This is a genomic window from Pseudarthrobacter sp. TE9888 (assembly GCF_056279345.1).
In genome coordinates this window covers 1722351-1745877 of record NZ_JBWBRD010000002.1, presented here as the reverse complement: position 1 = coordinate 1745877, position 23527 = coordinate 1722351, and the positions used below count along the sequence as shown (strand labels likewise).

The window sequence follows — 23527 nt, the reverse complement described above, 5'->3', positions numbered from 1 at the left end:
TCCAGCGTGGCCCTCCGTCCACGGATATGGAATTCGTCGACAGCAGCGAGGTCGGCCGGCCGCAACGCTCAACGGGAAGCCCTTGCGACGACAAGGCTCCGTAACGGCGTCAGCGGACGATGAAGACGGCGATCCTCACGGCGTCCGGGTACCGCTCGCCGGTGCCGACGGCAACCACGTGGTTGAGCCACGACCATTCCTTGGACGCCGTGGAGAACCGCAAGGAGCACCGGAAGTAAATGGCGGCCGGATCCACGGCTTCGCCCCGGTTGAGCCTGGCGATGTCCGCCGCCGCGCCATGCCGCAAAGCACTGTTGTGCACGTGGATCAATGCCCCGTCACTGGTTTCGACCATATAGCGGGCGTCAAGCTCGGTCAGTTCCGGGCTGTGCAGGAGCTGGAAGTCGGCACCCCCGGGCAGCACTGTGCCGGTGAGCGAGGGCCCGGTTACGGTACCCCCGGTGATCGGCACAATCCGGCGGTGGCCGGTGGGGGCGGGCCCGGCGTCGATGGGCGCCTGCACGTTGACGCTGAGCTCGGCGAGGAACTCCAGCGGCGGCGGGGCGGGCGTCCTCACAGGATCCCCACCGTCAGGCGGCTGGGGAAGGCGGCGCCCACGTGGATCCGCTGGTTGGCGGTGACAGCCGCCCCCGACTCATAGGCCAGCATGCCGGTATTGAGGTTCCGGTCCCAGCGCGGATGGCAGCTGGAGGTGACCTGGACCCGGAGCCGCTCCCCGGGGGCGAAGGTCAGGGCTGTCTCCCAGAGGCTGATGGTGTACTCGTAGATCCGGCCGGGCTCGATGGGTGCCGGCGAATGCCCCTCCGAGAAAAGCCCGGTTCCGGCATAGGCATCACGCCAGGACGCGCGGACGATTCCGTCGGCGATTCCCAGGGAGACCCCGTCTGCCGACACCCTGCAGAGCCGGACCACCCAGTCCGTGTCCACGGCGCTCGATGATGCGAAAAGTGTGGCGGTCACGGCGCCAAATATAGTGGTTTGTTCCTCGAACGGCCGGGAGGTGAAGACTGCCACATCGGGGCGCGCCTCGACCGCGTCCTGCCGCGCCGGACCGGCCGGAAACGCGCCGGCCAGCATGGTGGCCCCTCCCGTGGTGGGCACCGGATCCAGGGGGTCGTAGGCGTACTCGACGGCACCGTCATCCGGGGCGTGGCCCAGCAGCTCGCCGCCGGCGGAAAGGAACCACGACTGTTGCCGAGACGGTTCCGGCAACGCGTCGAAGGCCCGCCAGCGGTTCTCGCCCAGGAAATAGACCAGCACGTTGGGGACGTCCGCCAGTGCTTGTTCATCCGCTTTGAGGACGGCGTCAAACCATGCAGTGTGAAGGGAGGAAAGGTCTCCATGGCCATCGACAACACCGGCGGAAGCGGCCGCCCCGAAGTGGATGTCCGGGTAGCCGCCGGAGAGGTTGGTGTGCGTCCAGGGCCCCAGGATGAGGCGGGGCTCGATGCCGCGGCGGGTACGGCTGAGGGCCGCCTGGCGGCGGTACTGGTCCAGGGTATTCGGTGCGAAGATGTCGAACCATCCACCGATATGGAGGGTTGGCAGCGGCACGGGTTCGGCCGACGCGGCATCCCACAGCCGGCAGAAGCTGCTTCCCGGATCCTGGCCGGCGGACGGCGTCACATGGTTGCGGAGGAAGGTCCCCACCCGGGGTTCCAGGTCCCGCAGCGGCAGGACCCCGTAGCAGGAACCATCGGTGAATCCAGCATCCAGGGCAAGCCATTCCCGGAGTTCCTTGCCGCGCCGTTCGGGATCGTCGCCATGCTCACGCATGAGCTCGTTAAGCGATATCGAGGCGTGCCCCCAGGCGAGGCGGCTGCCGAGCTCGTGCGCGCCGCCACGGTACAGGGCACCATTGTTGGCGTTGCCGCCCGCCGAGACACCGAGCGCCAGGGCCTTGAGCCCGGCAGGGGCCAGGCGGGCGGCCCGCCATTGGGTTTCCGCGAAGTAGGACCGGCCCCACATGCCAACCGTGCCGTTGGACCACGGCAGGTGCGCGGCCCACTCGACCGTTGCGGCGCCGTCGGACGCTTCATTGACGGACGGCTCAAAGGTGCCGTCCGAGCCAAACCTGCCGCGGCAGTCCTGCATCACCACCACGTACCCGGCCGCCGCAACGGTGACGGGATTGAAGTAGGCCGAGTTGACCGCCAGGTCCCGCCCGTAGGGAGTCCGCGTCAGCAGCACCGGGAAGGTGCCGCCCGGCGCGTCCGGCCGGTAGACGGTGGACCGGAGGATGGTTCCGTCGGTCATGGTTGCTTCAATATCGCCGTCGACGACGACCGGGTAGCGCACGTGCGTGCCTTTCGTTTGCGTTGGGGGTGCCTAGGCCGTGGCGGCAGGCTGCCTGCCGAGGTCTTCGGTGCGGGTACGGTATGTTTCCTTGACCCACACGGCTGTCACCAGGGCGGAAATGAGGCAGCATGCGGCGGTAAACATGGCCACCGGAAGCCAGCCGACGGGGCCGGGCTGAACGATTCCCGCGGCAATGGCGGGCGCGAAGCCTGTCACCACCAGGCCCAGCTGGGATGCGGTGGCGGCCCCCGTGTACCGGATCCTGGTTTCAAACATTTCCGCCGTCATGGACGGGCCCAGCGGATTGACCATGCCGTAGCCCACCGTCATGAAAAGGATCGCGGTGGCAAAGATGAGCGGGACCGACGCGATGCTGATCGACCAGAAGAAGGCGAACGCTGCCAGTGCACAGATGATGTTGCCTGTTATGAACACCGGTTTCCGTCCGATCCGGTCCGCGAGGATGCCGGCGTAGGGCTGGACGACGATGCCAAGGGCCGCGGTGACGATGGTGACGGTGAGCATCACGGCCGCGGGAACTCCGAGCTTCCCGGCGTAGGCGAGGCCAAAAGCCGCAAACACCGAGGAGACGACGCTCCATAAGCCGAACAGGATCACCTTGAGGATGGTTGCCCAGTGGTCGCGAAGCACTACCTTGATGGGCAGTTCCGGCTGGCTTCCCGTTTCCTTGGCGGCTTCGAAGACTTCGGATTCGGGCAGGCGGAGGCGGATGTAAAGGCCGATGCCGACCACCAGCACGCTGGCAAGGAACGGGAGCCGCCATCCCCACGACAGGAGTTCCTGCTCAGGAAGGAGTGATACGGCCAGGAAAGCGAGGGAAGCGAGCATGATGCCGGCGACGGCGCCGGTATTGACCCAGCTGGCATAGAAGGCGCGCTTGTTGCTGGGGGCGTGCTCCATGGTCATGGTCACGGCGCCAACGGATTCGCCGGCGGCCGAGGCCCCCTGCACGGCCCTGAGGAAGACAAGCAGGACTGGCGCGGCCGCCCCAATGGCGGATGCCGGCGGCAGGCAGCCGATCAGGAACGTCGCGATGCCCATCAGGACGAGCGTCAGGACCAGCATCTGCCGCCTGCCAACGCGGTCACCAAAATGTCCGATCACGCCTGCGGCAACGGGCCGCACAACATATCCGATACCGATGGTGGCCATGGACAGCACCATGCCCAGTGACGGGTCGATGCCCGGGAAGAAGATCTTGTTGAAGATCAGGGCTGAGGCTGATCCGTAGATGAAGAAGTCGTAGTACTCAAGGGTGCTTCCGATGAAGCTGGCCATGGCGGCGCGGCGGGCGTTGGCGCCGCCTGCCTGCGCCGGTGTGGAAACGGGTGTGGCACTCGGGGACAACGGCGTCACCGGGCCAATGGGACCTGCGGTCATTGCGGATCTCCTGGAAAGTGATGATTCAGCAGGCGCCTGCTGGGGACTGTGCGTGCCGGCGCGGGATGTGGGCCGGATCACTGGGCTAAATGTTATGCGCTTTTTAAGACGACCGTCAATAAATGTGCAAAGTAAATTTGCTGCGCCTTGTCCGCCTGCGAAGATGGGGTGTGACTTCTGAGCCGCATCCTTCCCCTGGCGGGCCGAGCGAACCCCGTGTTGCCGCCGAGGAAGTCAACTTCCCGCGCCCGTTGAAGGGTTCGGCGTCGCAGCACCTGGTGGTCACGATGCTGGCGGACTATTGGCGCGACTACACCGGCTGGCTGCCCTCCCGGCTGATTGTGTCCCTGGCCGCGGCCCTGGGCCTCAGCTCGTCCGCTGCCTCAACAGCCCTCAGCCGGCTCGCAGGGCGCGCCGTCCTGGAACAGTCGAGTGCGGGGCGTGCTTCCCGGTACAGGTTCACCCCGGAGGCGAGGGCCCGCCTGGACATCGGGGTGCGCCAGATCAGCGGCTTCGGCTCCGGGGACCGGCCCTGGGATGGCATGTGGACCGTGGTTGCCTTCAGTGTTCCGGAGCGCTCGCGCGAACTGCGCGAACTGCTGCGGAGCCGGCTCAAATGGCTGGGGTTCGCTCCCCTGTATGGGGCGGTGTGGGTTTCCGCGTGGGACACCGCGGACGACCTGGAGGATTCCTGCCGGCACCTGGGCGTGGAAAACTACGTCATCTTCCGCACTGCCGGGGAAGGGCTGCGCGGGCGTCCGCCGATCGAGGCCTGGGACCTGGACGAAGTTCGCCGGCAGTACGCCCCCTTCATCAACGCCTACCGCCACAAAGCCGAGGACCTGGCCGGCGGACGCCTCCCGGGGGAAGAGGCCTTTCGGCTGAGGACCGAGGTGATGGACGCCTGGCGGGCGTTCCCCTGGGAGGACCCCGGGCTCCCCCCGGAGCTGCTGCCCCTTGATTTCCCCCTGTTCGAGGCGCGCCGCATCCTCGTCGCCCTCTACAACCCGTTACTTGAGGATGCCCGTTCCTATGCGGAGGAGGAAGCTGCGAAGCTGGCGCCCGAGGTTGCCGGGCACAGCAGGCCCTTCGTGCTCAAGGGCTGAAGCCTCCCTGCCACCCTTTATACATCTGCGCTATTCCGTGGATTAAGACATATAAGACAGACATATACAGGGCCTTGCCAGGCCCCCATATGATTTATTCATGACCATCCCAAAGGCGGCATTGTCCCCCGACCTGCATTCGTCGCTGGTCGACAACCTGGGGCTTGCCATTGCCGAGGGAACCCTGGCACCGAACTCCATCCTGCGGCTGGACGAACTGGAAACACAGCACAAGGTGTCCCGTTCCGTGATCCGGGAGGCCACCCGCGTCCTCTCGTCCATGGGCATGCTCGAGTCCCGCCGGCGCCTGGGCACGGTGGTCCAGCCGGAGGCGAGTTGGAACCTCTACGATCCGCAGGTGATCCGGTGGCGGCTGGCGTCGGCCAAGCGGCTGGAGCAGCTGCAGGCCCTGAATGAATTGCGCGGCGCCATTGAACCGCAGGCCGCCCGCCTGGCCGCTGAACGCGCGTCACTGGACGAAGCCAGCGACCTTGTCTCCATGGCTGCCCGCCTGTGGGCGGCCGGACAGCGCGCGGACCAGGACGAATTCCTGCGCCTCGACATCGACTTCCACGCCGCAGTCCTCCACGCCTCCGGCAACCTGATGTTTTCGCAGCTGCACAACCTCGTGGCGGAAGTGCTGGCCGGTCGGACGCAGCACGGCCTGATGCCGCATCTCCCGGACCACGAGGCACTCCAGCTGCACGTCGATGTGGCCAGTGCCATCCAGCACCGCGACCCGGGTGCCGCGCTCGCGGCCATGAGCAGGATCGTGGAGCAGTCCACCGAGGAAATGGGCGACATCTGGTCCAGCAGCCACCAGGACGGAAGTTCCGGGCGGCCCGGACCCGCCGGCCGCGGCTAAGCGTGCCGCACCGCCGCCAGTTGGCCCGCCAGGAAGTCCAGGGCCGCCTGCCCTTCCGGCAGCCCGGCCGTGTGGTTGAGGTGGCCGTGCACTGCGCCCTCGGCCAGGAAGTAGGACACCGGAACCCCGGCCCGCTCCAATGCCGAGGCAAACTGCTCGGTTGAGCCGCGGGCGTCGTCGTACTCGCAGGCAAGCAAAGCGGCGGGCGGAAGGCCGGCAGGATCCGCGTAGCCGGGCATCGCGTAGGACGGTGCCATGCTGACGGGGCCGCCCACGTAGTTCTCCGCCGTCCGGATGCAGTCGTCCAGCGTAAACCTCAGGTGACGCGGCAGCCCGGCCATGACCTCATCGTCCAGTCCCCCGGCAGGCGCTGGGAGTTCGGCGTCCAGGAACGGGTAGGCCAGCAGGAGTTTCGCGGGCAGCGGCTTGCCGGCGTCCACCAGGTACAGCGCGGCCCCGACGGCGAGGTTGCCGCCGGCGCCGGCCCCGCCCAGGCAGAGAAGGTCCGGATCCAGTCCCAGGGATCCGGCGTTGTTCCGCGCCCAGAACCACCCGGCCAGGGTGTCATCATGCGGAACGGGAAAGGACACGCCATTGCGCGCCAGGCGGTAGTCGACGGACAACACCGGCGTCCCCCGGGCAGCGAGCACCCGTGCCAGGTAATCCGATTCGGGGCTGTCAATGCTGCCGCTGACGAAGCCGCCGCCGTGCAGCCACACCAGGCCGGGGCTGCCCGCAGCGGCGGGTTCGCCGTAGATCCGGATGCCTACCGGCCCGTGCCGGCCGTCCGCCGCCACGGTGCGGATGGGCACGTCGGGTCCGGGCGAGCGCACGGCATCCGGGTTGAGGAACTGCGGGCCTTCCGGCCTGGCCAGGTACTCCGCGAACCCGGCGTCAGGCGCCTGGCCGTCGTGCCCCGTGCCCGTGGCCGGGGCGGAGTCTGCACGTTTGGTGGGGGTCATGGTGTGCCCAGCTTCCGTGAAAAGTAGTCGACGGCGGTGGCCAGGATGGTGTCCATCTGGTCCTCCGCGCCGAAGAAGCAATGGTCGCCGCCTTTGATGGTGACCACGTCATGTTCGACGCCGGCATCCGCGAGTGCCGCGGCCAGGAGTTCGGTCTGCGAATGCGGAACCAGCCCGTCACTGTCGCCGTGGACCAGCAGGAACGGCGCAGCGTCCGGGGTGACGTAGCTGACGGGGCTGGCTGCCGCCAGCAGGTCCCGATCGTCTGAGCCCCCCACCAGCATGTGTTCGGGCTGCAGGGACATGCCCGGCGGCACGGCGGCCGTCAACGCGTCCGGAAACAGGCCCTCCGGCCGCTGCATGGGCGGGATGTCCGCCAGGGAGGAGACGCCGTAGAAGTCGACGACGGCGCTGACGCTGCTGCTGTGCCCCTGCACACCGAGGCCGCCCTCCAGGTCCGGGCGGTTACCGGTCAGGCCCAGCAGCGCCACCAGGTGGCCGCCGGCGGATTCACCCCAGGCCCCGAACCGTTCCGGGTCGATGTTGAGGCCGGCGGCGAATTCGCGGAGGTACCGGACGGCGGCCTTGAGGTCGTGCAGCTGCGCGGGGAAGGGAGCTTCCAGGGAGTGCCGGTAGTCGGCCGTGGCGCAGGCGATGCCGGCCTGGTTGAGCAGCCGGAACACGGAGTCCGGCGCAAACGTGGGCGGCAGTTCCCGCCGGTCCCCCAGCTGGAACGCGCCGCCGTGCACCCACAGCACCAGCGGCGTGGGTCCGGCGGCGTTGCGGGGCAGCCAGATGTCCAGCTTCAGCGGGCGGAAGCCGAGGGCGCGGGCGTACGTCACCTCGCGGTGCACCAGGGAATCGTCGTTCACCCGCTCGGGTGTGCCGGGCGCATCGTAGACCGGGAAGGGGGGAACCGTCCGGCCTCCCGGGCGGGAAACATCGCGGGAAGGGTCGAGTACGTCGTTGGCACGGTCCACTGTCATAGTGTGCTCCTCATCAGCTCAGGTTGGGTGCTGTCCCCGCCGGGTGCGGCCAGGAAAGTATGGTGTCCGGGCCCGACGACGGCGGCCGGCCGGCCCGGCAGCAGCACCTCGGCGGTGGTGCCGGCGGGGATCGTCGCAGTGAGCGTCAGCCCGCCGTCGTCCGCGTCTTCCTCCGTCACCGCCCAATGCACGTCGATCAGGCCGTGCGGGCCCTGGTGGGAGGTGGACGCGGCGGTGAGTCCGGCGCCGGGGCGGGGCTCGATGACGATGCGGTCCCAGCCGGCGCTCCCAGGTGCCTGGCGAAGCCCGGCCGTGTACCGGTGCAGGAAGGACACCACGGCGCCCTTGCTGTAATGGTTGAGCGACTGGTGCGGGATGCCGTCCGCGTCGATGCCGTTCCAGAGTTCCCATACTGTGGTGGCGCCGCGGTCCACCATGGCCAGCCAGGACGGTTCGGAGTCCTGCATGAGCAGTTCGTAGGCGAGGTCCAGTTCGCCGTTGTCAGCCAGGACGGGCAGCAGGTAGGGCGTGGCCAGGAAGCCCGTGCCCAGGTGCGTGCCGGCGTCCCGGATCAGTCCTGCGAGCTGTGCGGTGACGGTGGCGCGGTGGTCCGGGCTCACCAAGTGGAAGGCGAGGGCACGGACGCAGTTGGCCTGGCTGGCTCGGGTCACCTGCCCGGCGGCGTCCAGGTATTCCGTTTCCCAGGCGTCCCGGACGTTCGCCGAGAGTTCCGCCAGTGCGGCGGCTTCCCCGGCGAACCCCAGCACCCTGGCGATGCGTGCCATCAGGTCCGTGGTGTGCCGGTAGTAGGCGGTGGCCACGATGCCGTTGTCCGCGGCGCGGGCGGCAAACAGGTCCGGTTCCGGGCCGTCCGGCTCCATCCATTCGCCGAAGTGGAAGCCCGTGTCCCACAGGTACTTTTCGTGCGCGGCCGGGACAGGGCTGGCAGCTGCGCGCGCTGCATGCCGCCGGGTTTCCGCGGTGGTCCGGACGAAGCCCAGCCAGCGCTGCATCGCCTCCCAGTTTTCGGCGAGGATGGCGGCGTCCCCGGTGGCGAGATAGATCTCCCACGGCACCATCACGATAGCGTCGCCCCAGCCGGCCGAGCCGTTGGTGAAGGCCATGAATTCGGCCGAGGTGGCCGCCGGCCCGGGCGACGGCGAGATGTTGGCGATGACGCCGTTCTCCCATTGGTCCGCGCGGACGTCCCGCAGCCACTTGCGGGAGAACCCGGTAACGTCGTACAGGTACGCGGCGGTGGGGATGAACAGCTGCCAGTCCCCGGTCCAGCCGGCCTTCTCGCGCTGCGGACAGTCGGTGGGGACCTCGCAGGAGTTCCCCAGGAAGCTCCACTCCACGATGTCATGGAGCTTGTTCAGCCGCTCGTCGCTGCAGTTGAACGTGCCGATGCGTTCCAAGTCGGTCCGGACCAGGCAGGCGGTGATGTCCGCCGGCTGCAGGTCCGTGGCGAGGCCCTGGACGGAGACGTACTGGAACCCGTGGGTGGTGTGCCGGGGCTCCAAGTCCTCGCCGGGGGCGCCGGGGGCAGTGACGGTGTCCACCTGGCCGGCATCGCGGAAGGCCCCGGGTGCGCGGAAATCGTGCGGCCGCAGATGGTCCCGGGTGACGTCACCGTCCGGCCCAAGCGCCTCGCCGTGCTCCAGCGTGACGGTCCCGCCCGGTACCCCGAGCGTGGCCACGCGGACCCAGCCGTGGATGTTCTGGCCGAAGTCCACCACCTGGTGGCCGTTGGGCAGCCGGGTGATGGACGCCGGCGCCAGTTCCCGGGTCACGCGGGTGGGAGGGGCCAAGGGGCCGGCCAGCTGAGCGAAGCTGCCCGGACGGACGACGGCGGGACGCACCCCGGGCGCGCTGCCTCCGGGAGGTGGACTCCCGGCGTCGTGCGCCCGGAAGTCAACCCGCTGGCCCGCCATGAGGTCGGCGCCGGTGATCTCCGTGGCGGACACTTGCCACGAGCCGTCGGTGCCGATGACCTGCGTGCCGGTCCCGGACTCCAGCTCGAGCTGGGCAAGGAACGCCGTGTGTGCGCCGTACATGTCGGCGTCGCGCGTGTACCCGAAGGTCCCGCGGTACCAGCCGTCGGTGAGGACGGCGCGGACGGTGTTGAGGCCCGCGGTGAGCAGGGCGGTGACGTCGTAAGCCTGGACCTGGAGGGTGGTGTTGTAGCTGGTGGAGCCGGGGGTGAGCTGCTGGTCGCCTACGCGGCGGCCGTTGATGAAGAGTTCGTAGATGCCGTGGGCGGTGGCGTAGGCGCGGGCCGTTGCGGGAGCGGTGTCAAGCAAAAAGGTTTTGGTGAAGGCGTAGCCTGGGCGCTCCCCCGGCGCCGGGATCTCCGGTTCGTCGGCGCCGATCCACTGCCCCGTCCAGTCCGAGGTGTGCAGGAGGCCCAGTTCAATCGTCATGGGCCGGGACCAGCCGGTTGGTGTTTCGTTGCCGGCTTCATCGGTGTTCCAGGTGCGGACGCGCCATTCGAAGCGGCTGCGGGAGTCCAGCGCGGGGCCGGCATACGGGGTGGTGCACGCCGCTGATTCCTGCCTGCCTGTGTCCCAGCCGTTGCTGGCGGTGATCCGGTAGGCCGTCTGGGTGGTGCTGCCGGTGGGCGGCGTCCAGCTGAGCCGGGGTTCGGTAACGGTCAAGCCCATGGCTTCAGGCAGGTGTTCGGCCCGAAGCCGGGTGGGGGCGGTCATGCGGCAGGACTCCTGGATGCGGTTGCTGGGAGTTCCAGCTTCCTTTCCATCCCTTGATCCTCCACACAGCTCTTTCAATGGTTGGAATAGTATTGTGGTTCAGCTCACCGCCTTCCCCGTGGGCCCCAGGAACTGCCAACGGCGCTAGGAACCACTGCCATGACTGCCACTCCGGAAACGGACACCCCGCCTGCGCGCGGAAAGCGGCCCAAACAGGGCGAACCCGTCATCGACCGGGCACTGAGCCTGCTCGCCGTCTTCTCGGACCGGCGCCGCGCGCTGACACTGTCCGAGCTTGCCCGCCACGCGGACATGCCCGCACCCACGGCGCTGCGGCTGATAGCCCGGCTGGTGGCGTGGGGCGCGTTGGAAAGGCTCGACGACGGCCGGTACGTGGTGGGGGTCCGGCTGTGGGAAGTGGCCTCCCTGTCTCCGCGCGGGCACGGCGTGCGGGAAATTGCGCTTCCCTACCTTGAGGACCTGTTCGAGGTCACCCGGCACCACGTCCTGCTGGCGGTCCGGGACAACGAGCAGGCGGTGCTGATTGAGCGGCTGTCCGGGAAGGACGCCACCGAGGTCGCCTACCGGGTGGGTGGCCGGGCGCCGCTGCGGTCGACGGCCATCGGTTTGGTGCTGCTCGCCGGAGCGGACCAGCAGTTCCAGGAGACCATCCTGAAACGGCCGCCGGAGAACGAGCCCGGCGTGCCCGAAATGCCGGAGGGGCAGCTGCGCCGGACCCTGTCCGATGTGCGGCGGACCGGCATCGCCATGATCCGGCGGACCGTGCCGTCACGTACAGTGTCCGTGGCCTCGCCCATCTTCGATGCGCAGGGCGCCGTGGTGGCGTCGCTGTCGATTGTGGTTCCGGACGGCGCCACGCCGCCCAACGTCCTTGCCCCGGCGGTCCGTGCTGCGGCCCGCGCGGTGTCCCGCAACATGGGTTTCCAGGCCCAGGCAAGCGCCGGGGTGTGGACCCACTCCCGGGGATAGACCCGGCTACTTGGCCGGGGCCGGGGCGTTCCGGGCGAAGGCGCGGGCAGCCCGTGAACCGGCTGCGGCGCTTGCCCCGATGGTGATAAGGGCGCCCAGGATCAACGCCGAGGCTTCCCCCCGTTCCAGCAGATCCAGCTGGGAGCCGATGGTGGCAGCGGCAACGGGCACGCCCAGTTGGGATGCGGACAGCACGGCGAGCGGCAGCGGCTGGCCCAGCAGGCGCAGGCTGCCGTGGACCAGCAGGGTGCCCGCTCCGAGGCAGACTCCGAGGAGCACCATGCCTGGCGTGACGGCGAGCGCGCGCAGGTCCAGCGATGCACCCAGCCACACGAAGAACACCGGCCCCATGAAACCGTCGCTGACCGCGAAGAGCTGGTGCGCCAGGCGCCGGGGTTCACCCACCGCCGCCACCACCAGCCCAAAGGAGAATCCGGCAAGCATGACGGACACGTGGCCTGCGACGGCAAGCCCGGACAATGCGAAGAGCAGTGCCAGCTGGATCCGCAGTTCCAGGGCGAACTTCCGCTCCTCGGACACGTCGTGCACCCGCCCGCGGGTGCCGCTGCGCTCCAGCCAGCGCAGTACGAAGAAGAGCACCACGGAGCAGGCTGCGACGGCGGCGGCCCCCATCGCAGCCCTCGGTGCGTTGGGCGGGTCCACCGCGAGCGGAAGCGCCACGATGCAGGCGATGTCCGCCACCGCCACCTGCGCCGTCGTCGTGAGGACCTTTGGTCCCGTCAGCTGCAGGGAGTCGACGATGGGCAGGACAAGGGCCGCCGAGGAGGAGGCGAGCAGCACCATGTAGAGCGGTGCGTGCCCGGTGCCGAAAGCGAAGGCAATGAGGATTCCGACGCCGGCCGCGAGGACCGCGGCGATGGCGGCCCGCAGGGCTCCGCCGCCCAGGGCGGGGCGGATGGCCTTGTCCCGCACCGGCACATGCGTTCCGGCGACGAACATGATGAGCGCGAATCCGACGTCGGCAACGAACGTGAACGTCGGGTCCGAGGAATCCACCAGGCCCAGTCCGGTGCGGCCGATGGCGATGCCAGCGAGCAGCTGCCCCAGCACCATGGGAAGGTGCCAGTTCCGGGGAAACGCCAGGAGGGGCCCGAGGAGCGCGACGGCGGCAATCAGCGAAAGCTGGAAGAACGACACCTGCCTCCTTTTGCCGGCGCGCCCGGACCACTGGCCGTCGCAGCCCTTGGCAGCCTGCCGGCGCCGCGGACGGATTGTGCGCCCACAGTACCCATGCCCCTGCAGGGGGTCAACGGCACCGCGGACTGCGCATCAGGGCCGGTCAGGACGCCGACCGCGTGTCGAACGCCGCCGCTGATTCACGCAGGAGCCGCGCAACGGTGTCCATGGGGGTGCTGGAACGCCGGCGCCCGTCGAACCGCCGCAGGACGATGCGCCGCGTCCCCAGCCCGGGAACGTCAAGGATGTCCACCCCTTCGTGCGCCACGCCGGCCAGGGCCAGCGTGGGCAGGATGGCGACCCCTTCGCCGGCGGCGACCAGTGCCAGCGCCGTCAGGGTCTCTTGGTACTGGTGCGTAGTCTCCATGCTGGCGCCCGTTGAATGGCGCAGCCGCCCCAGCACTGCGGAGTTCGCGGCTGCGGAGTCCACCCCGAGCCAGGGAAGCGGCAGCCGGGCGAGGTCCACGCTCTCAGTGCTAAGCAGCGCTCCGGTGGGCACCGCCAGCCTCCAGGGCTCGTCCAGCAGTGGTTCCTCGATCATTCCTGCCCCGAGTGAAAGCTGGCCGGCGGTGGTGGAGTCGTGTTCCACCACGACGGCGTCGAGCTGGCGCTGCCGGAGCAGCCGCATCAGCGCGGGAAAGTCATCCTCCACGATGCGGATCCGGAGCTGCGGATACTGGCTCCGCCATTCGGGCAGCCGGGGAATCACCACGGTGCGGACAAAGCTGGTGAAGCCCCCCAGCCGAACCACACCCGAGATGTTGGCCCCGCTCTCCATCCGGGTCCGGGCGACGCTGAGGGCGCGTTCGATTTCTTCGCCGGCTTCAGCCATGGCGAGCCCCGCAGGAGTCAGCACAGATCCCTTTGGGGTGCGGACCATCAGTGCATGCCCGGTTTCCCGTTCCAGCTTGGTGATTTGCTGGGACACCGCGGAGGGCGTCAGGCGCAGTTCATCGGCGGCGGCCAGCACCCCGCCCGTCCGGGCAACAGCGAGAAGCACGAGCAGCCTGCGCGGATCCATATCCATATTAAGTATTTCTAAACCAGGCCTGCAGAAGAATGCAATTGAACTACACGCCTGCGGACCCGCAGAATTGCCGTTAGGTAACGATTTGCGAAAGGACACCAATGGAACTCGTTTGGGAAATCTCCGGTTGGGCCGGCGCCGCCATGATTCTGACTGCGTTCCTGTCGGTCTCCATGGGGTGGGTGAAGGCCGGCCGGGCATTCCAGGGGGCAAACCTGCTCGGCGCCGCCGCCTTCATCCTCAACGGCGCCTTCCACGAGGCGTGGCCGTCAGTGGCCACCAATGCCGCGTGGCTCCTCATTTCCGCAGTTTCGCTCCTCCGCCTGCGCGGCGCCCGGGGCACGGAGGCCGGCGCCGAGGCCCCTGCCATCCACCTTCCCGGCGTCCCGGACACCACCGGCCAGCTCGCCGTCGTGGATCCGGCGAGGGCGGCGTGCACGGCGCCGGCCGGACACGCCTCGCAGCCCGGCGCCGTGGCCGCGTAGCGGGTCAGTCCCTGCCGCGGTAGGAAAGCTGCCGGACCAGGACCTCACCGTCCACAGCGAAGACGCCGAAGGCCCGGCCGGTGAAGCCCTTGGCGGTCTCGAACGCCCAGTGCCTGCCATCGAGTTCGGTGAGCAGTTCATCGTCCGGGTTGCCGCCCGGCCCCGAGGACCGGACCAGGAGGCGGATCCTGTCGCCGCCCACGGCACCGGCGGTGAAGTCCGACGGCGGCGGGCTGGCAACGATGGCGAGTTCAACGTCTCCAGACGGAACGGTTGTTTCCCAGGTGCGGTCAAAGCCTGCGACGACGGCGCGCGCCGTGATCCTGACGCAGTCGCCGTCCTGGCCGGCTTCGATGCCGAACCAGTTGTCCTCGGCGTTCCGGACGGCGATGCCGCCCGCGCCCGCCGCGACGTTAACCACGGCCCTGAATTCCATCCCGAGGTGGCGCTGGCGCTGGGCCAGGAAACAGGGCCGTGGCGAACCCATGGTGCCGCCTTCGCCCCTGAGCAGGAGCCCCTTGGAGGTGGGGGCGGAGAACTCCGCCGGCACCCGGCGCACGCCGACCCATTGCGGATCCTCCAGCCCGGCGCCGTTGCTGAAGTCATACCCACGTTCCTCGGGCCGGGCTCCAGTTACACGGGGAAGCCGCGCGTGCGGCCAGCCGTCCACCCAGTCCACTGCAGCCAGGAATGTTTCACGGCCCAAGGGGGAGAACGACTTCGCCAGCCCCAGCGGGCGGACACCCAGCAGGACCATGGCCGTTCCGCCGTCGGGCAGTTCAACGAGGTCTGCGTGCCCGGTGTTCTGGACCGCCGAGCCGGTTCCCGCGGCGGTAAGGATGGGATTGTGCGGCGCGGATTCGAACGGGCCGTCCGGGCGCCGCGAGCGGGCCACCGTCACGGCATGCCCCCGGTCCGTTCCGCCCTCCGCCACCACCAGGTACCACCAGTCACCGCGCCGGTACAGGTGCGGCCCCTCGGGTGAATACAATCCACTGCCGGACCACAGTGCCCGCGGCTGTTCGAGGGCTTCCCCGGTTTCGAGGTCCACCCGCACCTGCTGGATCGCGTCAGGGTGGCGGGCGAACGTCACGTAGGCGGTCCCGTCGTCGTCCCAGGCGAGATCCGGGTCGATGCCGTCCACCGCGCCGATGACGGTGCCGTCACTCCATGGCCCGGCGGGATCGGTGGCCGTAAACACCACGCAGCCGCGGCCTCCAAGGAACACCGAGACGATCAGGTAGAAAACGCCGTCCCGGTAGCGGAGGGTGGGCGCCCAGACGCCTCCCGGCGTGGGGACGCCGGCAATCCCCACCTGTTCCTCCCGCGTGGCCACATGGCCCACCAGCTCCCAGCGTTCCAGGTCCGGGCTGTGGTAAACCGGCAGGCCCGGCAGGTATTCAAAGGACGACGTGACCAGGTAGTAGCCGTCCGGGGTGCTGGCGATGCTCGGGTCAGGGTTGAAGCCCGAAAGGATGGGGTTGGAGTTCATTCCGCCATCGTGCCGCCCAGCGCCGCCGCAGGCAGGGCCCGGTTTCAATCGTTGGAAGGCGTTCTTCGGTGCTTCGGCCTGGTCCCTGACCCTAGTACTGGCCCTTGATCACGAAGTAGGAGCCACGGATGGTGCCCGCGAGCTTGGATTTCTGGCGTGCGAACTTGAAGCTGGTGGCCAGTTCCTCCGGGACCTCCATGCCGTCGGACAGTTTGAAGCCCACTGCCCGCTTGCCGCCTTCTTCAACGGAGTACATGACGTTGATGGACAGCCCGGACTCGTAGAAGACGTAAGCCATCCGCAGCCCGTCGACCTCGAAGGAGGACACTTCCAGGGGCTTGGACGCGATCGCCAGGTTCCGCTCCGTGGACAGGATGGTGGTGATGTACCGCAGCGTCTCCGGGTCGTCTTCGGCGGGAGTGACGGTGAAGTCGTGGTCGTATTTGTTCTTGTAGTAGCGCGCCTCGTTGGCGCGCAGCCCGGCCAGCGCCTCGGCTACCGGCGACGATTCCAGACCGGTGGTGGAGACGTTCTTGAAATCCACGGTGTACGGCATGAGTCCTCCTGGGTTGGGTCCTGAGGCACATCGTTGCAGATCAGCGCGCCTGTTGCATCCGGCACCACAGGCCCCGCGTCACATGATCCGGATGCCCGCTCCGCTGATGTCCACTTCGGCCAGCCGTACCCGTTCGTCGGGCGTGCTGTTCGGCCAGTGGAAGGCCACGTAGTCACGGCCGCCGGACGTTCGGAGGACCATCCCGTGGCCGCCGTCGCTGGACCACAGGGGTTCAGGGCGCTGGACCCAGGGCCCCGTGACGCTTCCGCCGGCAGATTCGGCGAGGCCCAGCGCGTAACCGTCCTCACCGTGGCTGGACCACAACATCAGCAGGGCGCCTCCCGGCGCGCGGACAAGGAACGGGCCATCCGTGAACATCGGATCCCTGGCGAGGTTCAGTTCCACCGGCGGCTCCATCCCCTCCGGGAAGCGCAGGGGTCTCGTCCACCTGGCCGAGGCCGCCGTGAACAGCAGGATCGGTTCACCCACGGCCGAGCGCAGGTCCGTCGAGAGGTGGACCGCGTACATTTCCCCGTCCCGGATCCCCGGACCATCCGGCGTCCCCTCCGTCCCGCGGCTGTAGACCAGCCAGCGGGTGCTTTGATCGTCGACATGCAGGGTTCCGTCCAGGCAGGGCTGGGTTGCCGGGGTGACCGGCCCGTCGCTCCACGGCTGGTAGGGGCCGGTGGGGTTATCGGAGGCGAGCACCGCAACTCCGCGCGGACGTGCACCGGAGGACGTCGCCAAGGTGGCGAGCATGAAGAAGCGTCCGTCAAGGGCGTACACCTCCGGCGCCCAGAACTGGGTGTCCGCCCAGAAGCCGGCGGGCGGCCGGAACGCTGCGATGGGGCCTTCCCAGTGCTCCAGGTCGCGGCTGGTGTAGCAGTCAAAGCCGGTGGCGGGGCCGCCCCACACGTTCTCATCGCTGGTTCCGAACAGGACGAACTCACCGGCAGCGGCCTCGAGGATGAACGGGTCCCGCATCCGGATCCCGTCGAGGCGCAGCTGCCGGACCGCCGCCTGTTGGCCCATCAGCGGCTTGCCTGGTAATCGAGCGCAGGTGCCGGCACGCCGGCGAAGTGGTGCTCCCCGCCCTCAACCGTGTGCCGCGCGCCGTCCGGAAGCACGACGTCGGCCGCCACCCCGGCGGGGACGGTCGCATCGAGCCGGAACTCCCCGTCGTCGGACGTCCATGCCACGCGGACCTCGCCGTGCGGGGTCTTCAGGGACGTCCTGGCCCAGCTGATCCCCTCCCCCGGCTGCGGCTGGATGAGCACGCGGGCGTAGCCGGGTTCGGCCGGCCGGATGCCCCCAATGGCCTTGTGCATCCAGTCCGCCACCGCGCCCAGGGCGTAGTGGTTGAAGCTGGTCATTTCGCCGGGGTTGATGGTGCCGTCCGGGAGCATGGAGTCCCAGCGTTCCCACACGGTGGTGGCGCCCATGGTCACGGGGTAGAGCCAGGACGGGCAGCCCTCCTCCAGCAGCAGCCGGTAGGCCTCGTCCACATGCCCGGTGTCGGTGAGTGCGTGCGTAATGAACGGCGTTCCCGCGAAGCCGGTGGACACCCGGTAGCCGTTGTCCCGGACCAGTTCGGCCAGGCGGTTGCCGGCGAACTCGCGCAGTTCCGGGGTTTGGAGCACATCGAAGGCGATGGCGAGGGCGTAGACGGTGGTGCAGTCGCTGGTGATGGTGCCGCCGGCCGCTACGTAGTGCTCGGCGAAGGCGTTCCGCACCCGGGCAGCGAGCGCGTGGAAGTGCGTTTCGTCGTCGTGCTTTCCCAGGAGCCCGGCGGTCTGCGCGGTGAGCCGGGCGGTGCGGTACATGCAGGCGGTGGCCACGACGGCGGTGTCCGCCTTGGCTGCCCACGGCTGGTCCGGCGCGGCGTCAGGGTCCAGCCAGTCGCCGAACTGGAAGCCGGAATCCCACAGCCCGGAGGGTGAGAGCAGGCCTTCGACGCGGCGGGTGTGCGCGGCCATCGACTCGTACTGTGCCTCCAGCACGCCGAGGTCCCCGTACGCCTCCCACAGCGCCCACGGCACCCACACCGAGGCTTCGCTCCACAGCGCGGAGGACTCGGGCGACGGGAATTCCGGCGGCTGCGGACAGTACTTCAGGACGTCCGGGACCACGATGGGCACCAGGCCATCCTGCGCCTTCTGCTCGGCGGCGAGGTCCAGCAGCCAGTCCTGCAGGAAGCCCTTGACGTCGTACAGGTAGGCGGCGGTGGGGGCGAAGACGGCGATGTCGCCGGTCCAGCCGAGCCGCTCGTCGCGCTGCGGGCAGTCGGTGGGCAGGTCCAGGAAGTTCCCGCGCAGGCCCCAGACGATGTTGCGGTGCAGCTGGTTGACGAGGTCGTTGGAGCACTCGAAGGTGCCGGTCCGCTCCAGGTCGGAGTGGACCACCACGGCCTTGAGATCATCTGCGGTGAGGGTTCCGGGCCAGCCGGTGACCTCGGCGTAACGGAAGCCATGGAAGGTCTTGGTGGGCTCGAAGGTGTCCCGGCCGCCGGAGAGGATGAACGTGTCCGTAGCCTTTGCCGAGCGCAGGGGCCGGACGCCCAGTTCGCCGTTTTCCAGCACTTCCGCGTGCCGGACGGTGATCACGTGCCCGGCCTCCCCCTGAACGCTGAAACGCAGCCAGCCCACCAGGTTCTGGCCGAAGTCCACCAGCGTCTTCCCTGCGGGTGAGGTGAGGATTTCCACGGGACGGACGACGCCGGCACGCACCACGGGCGGGCCCACCGGCTCAGCCAGCCGGCCGCCGTCGAACGCCAGCTCCCGCACGCCGGTCCAGTCCTGGCCGGGAGCGAAGCCTGGCTCCGCCCAGCCGGCCTGGAGCCTGCGGGCGTCAATGGTTTGCCCGTCGTACAGGTCGTTGACGGTGGTGGCGGACGGCCCTGCCTGCCAGGACGAGTCGGAGGCGACCGTCTGCACGTAGCCGTCCTCAAACTCGACATCGAGTTGCCCGAAGAACCCCAGTTCACTGCCGTACAGGTTGGACAGTCCGTGCCAGGCCAGCCGGCCGCGGTACCAGCCGTTGCCCAGTTCGATGCCGATCACGGTGGAGGGGCCTACCAGCGATGTGACGTCGTAGCTGCGGTAGCGGAGGCGCCACTCGTAGGAGCTCCAGCCCGGGCCCAGGACGTCCGGGCCCACGGGTGTGCCGTTGATGGAGGCCTCGTAGATGCCAAGGGCGGTGGCACGCAGCGTCGCCTTGGCTACCCCGCCGTGCCCCTCTTCGAGGGTGAACTCCTTGCGGAGCAGCGGGGCGCCGTCGAAGTCCTCTTCGGGCGTGATCATGGCGGCGTGCCAGGGGGTGGAAATCATGGAGAAAGTGATCCGTTCTGAAGTAGGGCAGCAAATTCAGGCGTAGTGGCAGGCGACGTCTGCCGCGCCCACGCGGCGCAGGGCCGGCCGTTCGGTGGCGCACAGCTCAGTGGCGAGCGGGCAGCGGAGCCGGAACGGGCAGCCACCGGGGCCGGGAACGGCGGCGGCGCCGGTGCGGACACCCAGCGCCTCGCGGGCTTCGCGCCGGGCGGCCTGTTCGGCCGGCCGGGGCACCGGGGAGGCGGCAACCAGGGCCTGCGTGAAGGGGTGCTTCGGGTTTTCGGTGACGGCGGCCGCCGGTCCGGTTTCCATCACCTGTCCGCGGTAGAGCACCACCACGCGTTCGGCCAGGAACTGGACCACGGCGATGTCGTGGGCAATGAACAGGTAGCTCAGGCCCCGTTCGTCGCGCAGGTCCGCCAGCAGGTTCAGGACCTGCGCCTGGGTGGAGAGGTCCAGGGCGCTGACCGCTTCGTCGCAGACCACCAGCTGCGGATCGCAGATCAGCGCGCGGGCCACGGAAATGCGTTGCCGCTGGCCGCCGGAGAACTGGCTGGGATACCGGTCCGCGGCCTCCCGCGGGAGCCCAACGCGTTCCAGCATGTCTTCCGCTTTGGCTCTCGCCTCCGCGCCGGAGACGCCGCGGAGCCGGAGCGGTTCGGCGAGGGAGGTGCCGACGGTGTTGCGCGGGTTCAGTGAAGAGTTGGGGTCCTGGAAGACGGCCCGCAGCTCCCCGCCCAAGTCCCGGCGCTGCGCCGCGTTGGCCGCGGTGATGTCCTTGCCCTGGTAGCTGATGGAGCCGCCGGAGACCTTCTGCAGGCCCAGGATGGCCTTGCCAATGGTGGACTTTCCGGAGCCGGACTCCCCCACCAGTCCCACGGTTTCACCAGGGGCGATGCTGAAGCTGACGTGGTCGACGGCGGCGGGTGCGGCGGCTGCCTTGCGGCCCCGGCCGTAGCGGACCACCAGGTCCTTGACTTCCAGCACCGGGGTACCGGCGGCGGGTGGCGGTGTATCGCGGCGTTCCGTGACTGCGGTGCTCATGCCAGGTCCTTTTCGACGATGGTGGTGTTCGTTGGGGTCACGGGGCTGACCGGGAGGAGCCTGCCGGCGGGCACGTCGGTGGCCAGCCAGTCCATGCCTTCAACGGCCAGCTGGTCCGCTTTGACGCAACGGACCAGGCCTTCGCCGGCGCCGGAGTACAGCAGCGGGACCGGTTCCAGGCAGGCTGAGCCGGCGAACTGGCAGCGGGCGGCGAAGCGGCAGCCCGTGGGCCAGTCCTTGGGCTGCGGGACCTGGCCGCTGATGGTTGCCAGCCGCTCGGGCATATCCTCGGCCTGGTTGGCGTGCGGATCGGCGGCGAGCAGGGCCAGGGTGTAGGGATGGCGCGGGTTGTCCAGGATGGCTGCGGTCTTCCCGTTTTCCACCACCTGCCCGGCGTACATGACGGCCACCTGGTCGCAGATGTCCGCCACCACGCCCAGGTCGTGGGTCACCATCACCACGGACATCCCGGTGTCCTTCACCAGGGCCCGGAGGAGGGACAGGATCTCGGCCTGGACCGTGACGTCCAGGGCCGTGGTGGGCTCGTCGGCCACCAGCAGCCTGGGCTGGCCGGACAGGGCCAGGGCTATGGCCACGCGCTGGGCCATGCCGCCGCTGATCTGGTGCGGGTAGGTCTTCAGGATCCGCCGGGCATCCACGATGCCCACCTTCTCCAGCAGGGCCAGGGCTTCCTTGCCCGCCGCGGCCTTGCCCATTCCGCGGAGCCGCCGGATGGTTGCGGTAAGCTGGTAGCCCACCGTGAACATCGGGTCCAGGGCCCGCATGGGCTCCTGGCTGATCAGGGCGATCTCCCGGCCCCGGATGCCTTCCATCTCCTTGTCCGCGGCGGCCGCAAGATCCCTGCCGTTCCAGAGGATCTGGCCGCCGGTCACGGAGACACCGGACGGCAGCAGGCCCAGGAGGGACAGCGCCGTCATGGTCTTGCCGCAGCCGGACTCGCCTACCAGGCCCAGGACAGTGCCCTGTTCGACGTCGAAGGAGACGTCGGTGACCAGCCGGACGCCGTTGCCCGTACCGGCATTGTCGACGCCGACGGACAGGTTGCGAACGGAAAGGGTGCCTTTCGGCGCTTCCCCGGAAGCGCTGTCCCCGGCAGCCGGGGCGGCGGCGATGGCGGCCACGGCCTTGGCGCGCTGCCGCCGGGCTGCCGCGGACGGCAGGTGCGGGGCTGCGGCGTTGGGCGCCTTGCCCAGGGCGTTGCCGATGGCGTTGGCCGCGAGGACGGTCAGGGCCAGCACAGCACCGGTGGGCACCATCATCCAGGGGGCGTCGTAAACGTGCTGGGAAGCGCCCTGGATCATGCCGCCCCAGCTGGGCTGCGGGATGGGCGGGCCGAAGCCGATGAATGCCAGGCCGGCCTGGATGAGCATGCCGACGGCGAAGATGAGCGCCGCCTGGACCACGATGGTGTTGGCAAGGCCGGGCAGGACATGCCGGACGCTGATGCCTAGCGGCCCCACGCCGTCCACTTTTGCCGCATCAACGTACAGCTGGGACTGCAGCGATTTGGCCTGGCCAAGGATCACCCGGTAAATGCCGGCGGACATCAGGATGCCCAGGATGGCCATGACCATGGGGATGTTGGTGCCCACGGCGCCGATAACGGCCAGGATGATCACGGTGCCCGGGAGGGACATCATGACCTCGGTGATCCGGCTGATCGCGGCTTCGGTCCGCTCGCCCGCACCGGCAGCAGCCATGGCGAGGATGGTGCCGAGTCCGACGCCGACAATCACCGTGATCATCGACGTCCCCAGGGTGCCGGCCGCGGCAGCGAAGATGCGGCTGAGGATGTCCCTGCCCAGTTCATCGGTCCCCAGCCAGTGCGCGGCGGTGGGGCCGGACAGGACGGCGGTGAAGTCCTGGTCCTCGGTCTTGAACGGGAGCCAGAGCGGCGCTGTCAGGGACGCGATGACCAGCGCCGCCAGCCACACGAGGCCGGCTACGGCTCCCGGTGACGCGAAGAGACGGTGCTTGGAAAACCTGGCGAGTACCGCCTTGCCGGCACCTGGCACGGGGGCGCCTGCCGCCGTCGTACTTCCTGCCTGGTCCGCGTCTGCGGGGGCCGGGGCAACTGTGGGGATCATGAGGCACGCAACTTCGGGTCGAGGAACTTGGTGGCCAGCTCCAGTACCAGGTTGACGGCGACCACCACCACGGTGGCGATCACCACCACGCCCTGGACGGCGGGGGCGTCGTGGGTGCTGACGGAGGATTGCACGGCCTGGCCCAGGCCAGGCATGGCGAACAGCTGTTCGGCAATGACGGAGCCGCCGAACAGGCCGATGAACTGCAGGGCGATGCCGGCCACGATGGGCAGGCTGGCGTAGCGCAGGGCGTGCACGTAGAGGATCTTCCAGGTGGGGGTGGCCGTGGCCCGCAAGGTGCGGATGTGCTCCTGCTGCAGCGCCTCGAGCATGGACGCCCTGGTCTGCCTTGCGATGAACGCGGCACCGCCGACGGCCAGCGTGATTACCGGCAGCGCCAGCGACATGGCCCAGTCCTGCGGGGACACTTCGAACGGCACGTAGCCGGTGGCGGGGAAAATGGAGGACTGGACGGCGAACAGGTAGACGAAGATGATGCCCACCCAGAACGCAGGGAGTGCGACCAGGAGGCCGACGAACCCGCCGATGGCCTGGTCCAGCAGGCCGCCGCGGACGGCAGCGGTCACGCCCAGGGCGATGCCCAGGATGGCGCTGAGGATGGTGGCGCCGGCCGCGAGCGAGGCGGTGACGGGCAGGCGGCTGGCGAGGTCGGCGCTGACGGAGCGGCCGTCGATCAGCGAATTCCCCAGATTCCCCTGCACGGCGTCCCCCAGCCAGCGGAAGAACTGGGTGAAGAGCGGATCATTCCAGCCCAACTGCTGGTTGAGCTGGCTAATGGCGTCCTGGGAGGCGCCGGCACCGAGGGAAACGGCTCCCGGGCTGCCGGGCATGGCGTGCACCAGCAGGAATGCCAGCACCGCCACCACCAGCACCGTGGCGAGCGCCATCAGCAGGCGCTTGGCAACGAACAATGCCATGGTGACCTCCATTGGTC

19 protein-coding genes are annotated in these 23527 nt (G+C 69.0%); 4 read left to right on the top strand and 15 right to left on the bottom strand.

Annotated features, from left to right (window positions below; translation table 11 throughout):
* Positions 1-109 precede the first annotated feature (109 nt).
* Genes ACZ9J7_RS08780 through ACZ9J7_RS08770 form a run of 3 tightly spaced genes read right to left on the bottom strand, consistent with a single transcriptional unit; the run spans position 110 to position 3720 of the window.
* Positions 110-577, bottom strand: a complete 468-nt coding sequence (locus tag ACZ9J7_RS08780) for a DUF3237 domain-containing protein (RefSeq protein ID WP_476208692.1) — start codon at positions 575-577, stop codon at positions 110-112.
* Positions 574-2319, bottom strand: coding sequence for a CocE/NonD family hydrolase (locus ACZ9J7_RS08775; RefSeq protein WP_476208690.1), 1746 nt, complete (start codon positions 2317-2319; stop codon positions 574-576). The genes ACZ9J7_RS08780 and ACZ9J7_RS08775 overlap by 4 nt, the downstream gene beginning before the upstream one ends.
* A gap of 30 nt (positions 2320-2349) precedes the next feature.
* Positions 2350-3720 carry an MFS transporter gene (locus ACZ9J7_RS08770; protein WP_476208688.1) on the bottom strand — a complete coding sequence of 457 codons (1371 nt, stop codon included), beginning with the start codon at positions 3718-3720 and terminating at the stop codon, positions 2350-2352.
* 170 nt (positions 3721-3890) lie between these two features.
* On the opposite strand from ACZ9J7_RS08770, the gene ACZ9J7_RS08765 reads away from it, so the two are divergent.
* Together ACZ9J7_RS08765 and ACZ9J7_RS08760 are read left to right on the top strand one after the other, a co-directional pair.
* Positions 3891-4826, top strand: a complete 936-nt coding sequence (locus ACZ9J7_RS08765) for a PaaX family transcriptional regulator (protein WP_476208686.1) — start codon at positions 3891-3893, stop codon at positions 4824-4826.
* Positions 4827-4926: 100 nt separating this feature from the next.
* Positions 4927-5691 (top strand): FadR/GntR family transcriptional regulator, encoded by a 765-nt coding sequence (locus ACZ9J7_RS08760; protein ID WP_476208684.1) that lies wholly within the window; start codon positions 4927-4929, stop codon positions 5689-5691.
* On the opposite strand, the gene ACZ9J7_RS08755 is transcribed toward ACZ9J7_RS08760, so the two are convergent.
* Genes ACZ9J7_RS08755 through ACZ9J7_RS08745 form a run of 3 tightly spaced genes read right to left on the bottom strand, consistent with a single transcriptional unit; the run spans position 5688 to position 10347 of the window.
* A complete protein-coding gene (locus ACZ9J7_RS08755; RefSeq protein ID WP_476208682.1) occupies positions 5688-6653 on the bottom strand; it encodes an alpha/beta hydrolase in 966 nt (321 codons plus the stop codon). The two genes, ACZ9J7_RS08760 and ACZ9J7_RS08755, sit on opposite strands and share 4 nt — an antisense overlap.
* Positions 6650-7639, bottom strand: coding sequence for an alpha/beta hydrolase fold domain-containing protein (locus tag ACZ9J7_RS08750; RefSeq protein WP_476208680.1), 990 nt, complete (start codon positions 7637-7639; stop codon positions 6650-6652). Before ACZ9J7_RS08750 ends, ACZ9J7_RS08755 begins: the two co-directional genes overlap by 4 nt.
* On the bottom strand, positions 7636-10347 hold the full coding sequence (locus ACZ9J7_RS08745; RefSeq protein ID WP_476208678.1) for a family 78 glycoside hydrolase catalytic domain: 2712 nt from the start codon (positions 10345-10347) through the stop codon (positions 7636-7638). The genes ACZ9J7_RS08750 and ACZ9J7_RS08745 overlap by 4 nt, the downstream gene beginning before the upstream one ends.
* 159 nt (positions 10348-10506) lie before the next feature.
* Between ACZ9J7_RS08745 and ACZ9J7_RS08740 the strand changes: the two genes are divergently transcribed.
* Positions 10507-11337, top strand: coding sequence for an IclR family transcriptional regulator (locus ACZ9J7_RS08740; RefSeq protein WP_476208676.1), 831 nt, complete (start codon positions 10507-10509; stop codon positions 11335-11337).
* 6 nt (positions 11338-11343) lie between these two features.
* Here the strand turns inward: ACZ9J7_RS08740 and ACZ9J7_RS08735 are convergent, their stop codons facing one another.
* Together ACZ9J7_RS08735 and ACZ9J7_RS08730 are read right to left on the bottom strand one after the other, a co-directional pair.
* Positions 11344-12495, bottom strand: a complete 1152-nt coding sequence (locus ACZ9J7_RS08735; protein WP_476208674.1) for a cation:proton antiporter — start codon at positions 12493-12495, stop codon at positions 11344-11346.
* Positions 12496-12637: 142 nt separating this feature from the next.
* Positions 12638-13561, bottom strand: a complete 924-nt coding sequence (locus ACZ9J7_RS08730) for a LysR family transcriptional regulator (RefSeq protein ID WP_476208673.1) — start codon at positions 13559-13561, stop codon at positions 12638-12640.
* A gap of 101 nt (positions 13562-13662) precedes the next feature.
* On the opposite strand from ACZ9J7_RS08730, the gene ACZ9J7_RS08725 reads away from it, so the two are divergent.
* Complete coding sequence (locus ACZ9J7_RS08725; protein ID WP_476208672.1) at positions 13663-14046, top strand: CBU_0592 family membrane protein; 384 nt, start codon at positions 13663-13665, stop codon at positions 14044-14046.
* Between the two features lie 4 nt (positions 14047-14050).
* On the opposite strand, the gene ACZ9J7_RS08720 is transcribed toward ACZ9J7_RS08725, so the two are convergent.
* From ACZ9J7_RS08720 to ACZ9J7_RS08690, 7 genes are all read right to left on the bottom strand, one after another.
* Positions 14051-15538, bottom strand: coding sequence for a glycoside hydrolase family 43 protein (locus ACZ9J7_RS08720; protein WP_476208670.1), 1488 nt, complete (start codon positions 15536-15538; stop codon positions 14051-14053).
* A 91-nt stretch (positions 15539-15629) separates the two neighbouring features.
* Positions 15630-16094 (bottom strand): phage tail protein, encoded by a 465-nt coding sequence (locus ACZ9J7_RS08715; protein ID WP_476208668.1) that lies wholly within the window; start codon positions 16092-16094, stop codon positions 15630-15632.
* Positions 16095-16172: 78 nt separating this feature from the next.
* A complete protein-coding gene (locus tag ACZ9J7_RS08710; RefSeq protein WP_476208667.1) occupies positions 16173-17126 on the bottom strand; it encodes a glycoside hydrolase family 43 protein in 954 nt (317 codons plus the stop codon).
* On the bottom strand, positions 17126-19420 hold the full coding sequence (locus ACZ9J7_RS08705; protein WP_476208665.1) for a family 78 glycoside hydrolase catalytic domain: 2295 nt from the start codon (positions 19418-19420) through the stop codon (positions 17126-17128). The genes ACZ9J7_RS08710 and ACZ9J7_RS08705 overlap by 1 nt, the downstream gene beginning before the upstream one ends.
* 36 nt (positions 19421-19456) lie before the next feature.
* The gene (locus ACZ9J7_RS08700; protein ID WP_476208663.1) at positions 19457-20464 is read right to left on the bottom strand and encodes an oligopeptide/dipeptide ABC transporter ATP-binding protein; all 1008 of its coding nucleotides are present in this window, start codon (positions 20462-20464) and stop codon (positions 19457-19459) included.
* On the bottom strand, positions 20461-22572 hold the full coding sequence (locus tag ACZ9J7_RS08695; RefSeq protein ID WP_476208661.1) for a dipeptide/oligopeptide/nickel ABC transporter permease/ATP-binding protein: 2112 nt from the start codon (positions 22570-22572) through the stop codon (positions 20461-20463). The genes ACZ9J7_RS08700 and ACZ9J7_RS08695 overlap by 4 nt, the downstream gene beginning before the upstream one ends.
* Positions 22569-23522, bottom strand: coding sequence for an ABC transporter permease (locus tag ACZ9J7_RS08690; protein WP_350224184.1), 954 nt, complete (start codon positions 23520-23522; stop codon positions 22569-22571). Before ACZ9J7_RS08690 ends, ACZ9J7_RS08695 begins: the two co-directional genes overlap by 4 nt.
* Between the last annotated feature and the right edge of the window lie 5 nt (positions 23523-23527).

Excerpts from the sequence above, each read along its gene's own strand:
- ACZ9J7_RS08770 (WP_476208688.1), bottom strand. The coding sequence starts at position 3,720 with ATGACCGCAGGTCCCATTGGCCCGGTGACGCCGTTGTCCCCGAGTGCC.
- ACZ9J7_RS08760 (WP_476208684.1), top strand. The coding sequence starts at position 4,927 with ATGACCATCCCAAAGGCGGCATTGTCCCCCGACCTGCATTCGTCGCTG.
- ACZ9J7_RS08755 (WP_476208682.1), bottom strand. The coding sequence starts at position 6,653 with ATGACCCCCACCAAACGTGCAGACTCCGCCCCGGCCACGGGCACGGGG.
- ACZ9J7_RS08750 (WP_476208680.1), bottom strand. The coding sequence starts at position 7,639 with ATGACAGTGGACCGTGCCAACGACGTACTCGACCCTTCCCGCGATGTT.
- ACZ9J7_RS08745 (WP_476208678.1), bottom strand. The coding sequence starts at position 10,347 with ATGACCGCCCCCACCCGGCTTCGGGCCGAACACCTGCCTGAAGCCATG.
- ACZ9J7_RS08740 (WP_476208676.1), top strand. The coding sequence starts at position 10,507 with ATGACTGCCACTCCGGAAACGGACACCCCGCCTGCGCGCGGAAAGCGG.
- ACZ9J7_RS08730 (WP_476208673.1), bottom strand. The coding sequence starts at position 13,561 with ATGGATATGGATCCGCGCAGGCTGCTCGTGCTTCTCGCTGTTGCCCGG.
- ACZ9J7_RS08725 (WP_476208672.1), top strand. The coding sequence starts at position 13,663 with ATGGAACTCGTTTGGGAAATCTCCGGTTGGGCCGGCGCCGCCATGATT.
- ACZ9J7_RS08720 (WP_476208670.1), bottom strand. The coding sequence starts at position 15,538 with ATGAACTCCAACCCCATCCTTTCGGGCTTCAACCCTGACCCGAGCATC.
- ACZ9J7_RS08715 (WP_476208668.1), bottom strand. The coding sequence starts at position 16,094 with ATGCCGTACACCGTGGATTTCAAGAACGTCTCCACCACCGGTCTGGAA.
- ACZ9J7_RS08710 (WP_476208667.1), bottom strand. The coding sequence starts at position 17,126 with ATGGGCCAACAGGCGGCGGTCCGGCAGCTGCGCCTCGACGGGATCCGG.
- ACZ9J7_RS08705 (WP_476208665.1), bottom strand. The coding sequence starts at position 19,420 with ATGATTTCCACCCCCTGGCACGCCGCCATGATCACGCCCGAAGAGGAC.
- ACZ9J7_RS08700 (WP_476208663.1), bottom strand. The coding sequence starts at position 20,464 with ATGAGCACCGCAGTCACGGAACGCCGCGATACACCGCCACCCGCCGCC.
- ACZ9J7_RS08695 (WP_476208661.1), bottom strand. The coding sequence starts at position 22,572 with ATGATCCCCACAGTTGCCCCGGCCCCCGCAGACGCGGACCAGGCAGGA.
- ACZ9J7_RS08690 (WP_350224184.1), bottom strand. The coding sequence starts at position 23,522 with ATGGAGGTCACCATGGCATTGTTCGTTGCCAAGCGCCTGCTGATGGCG.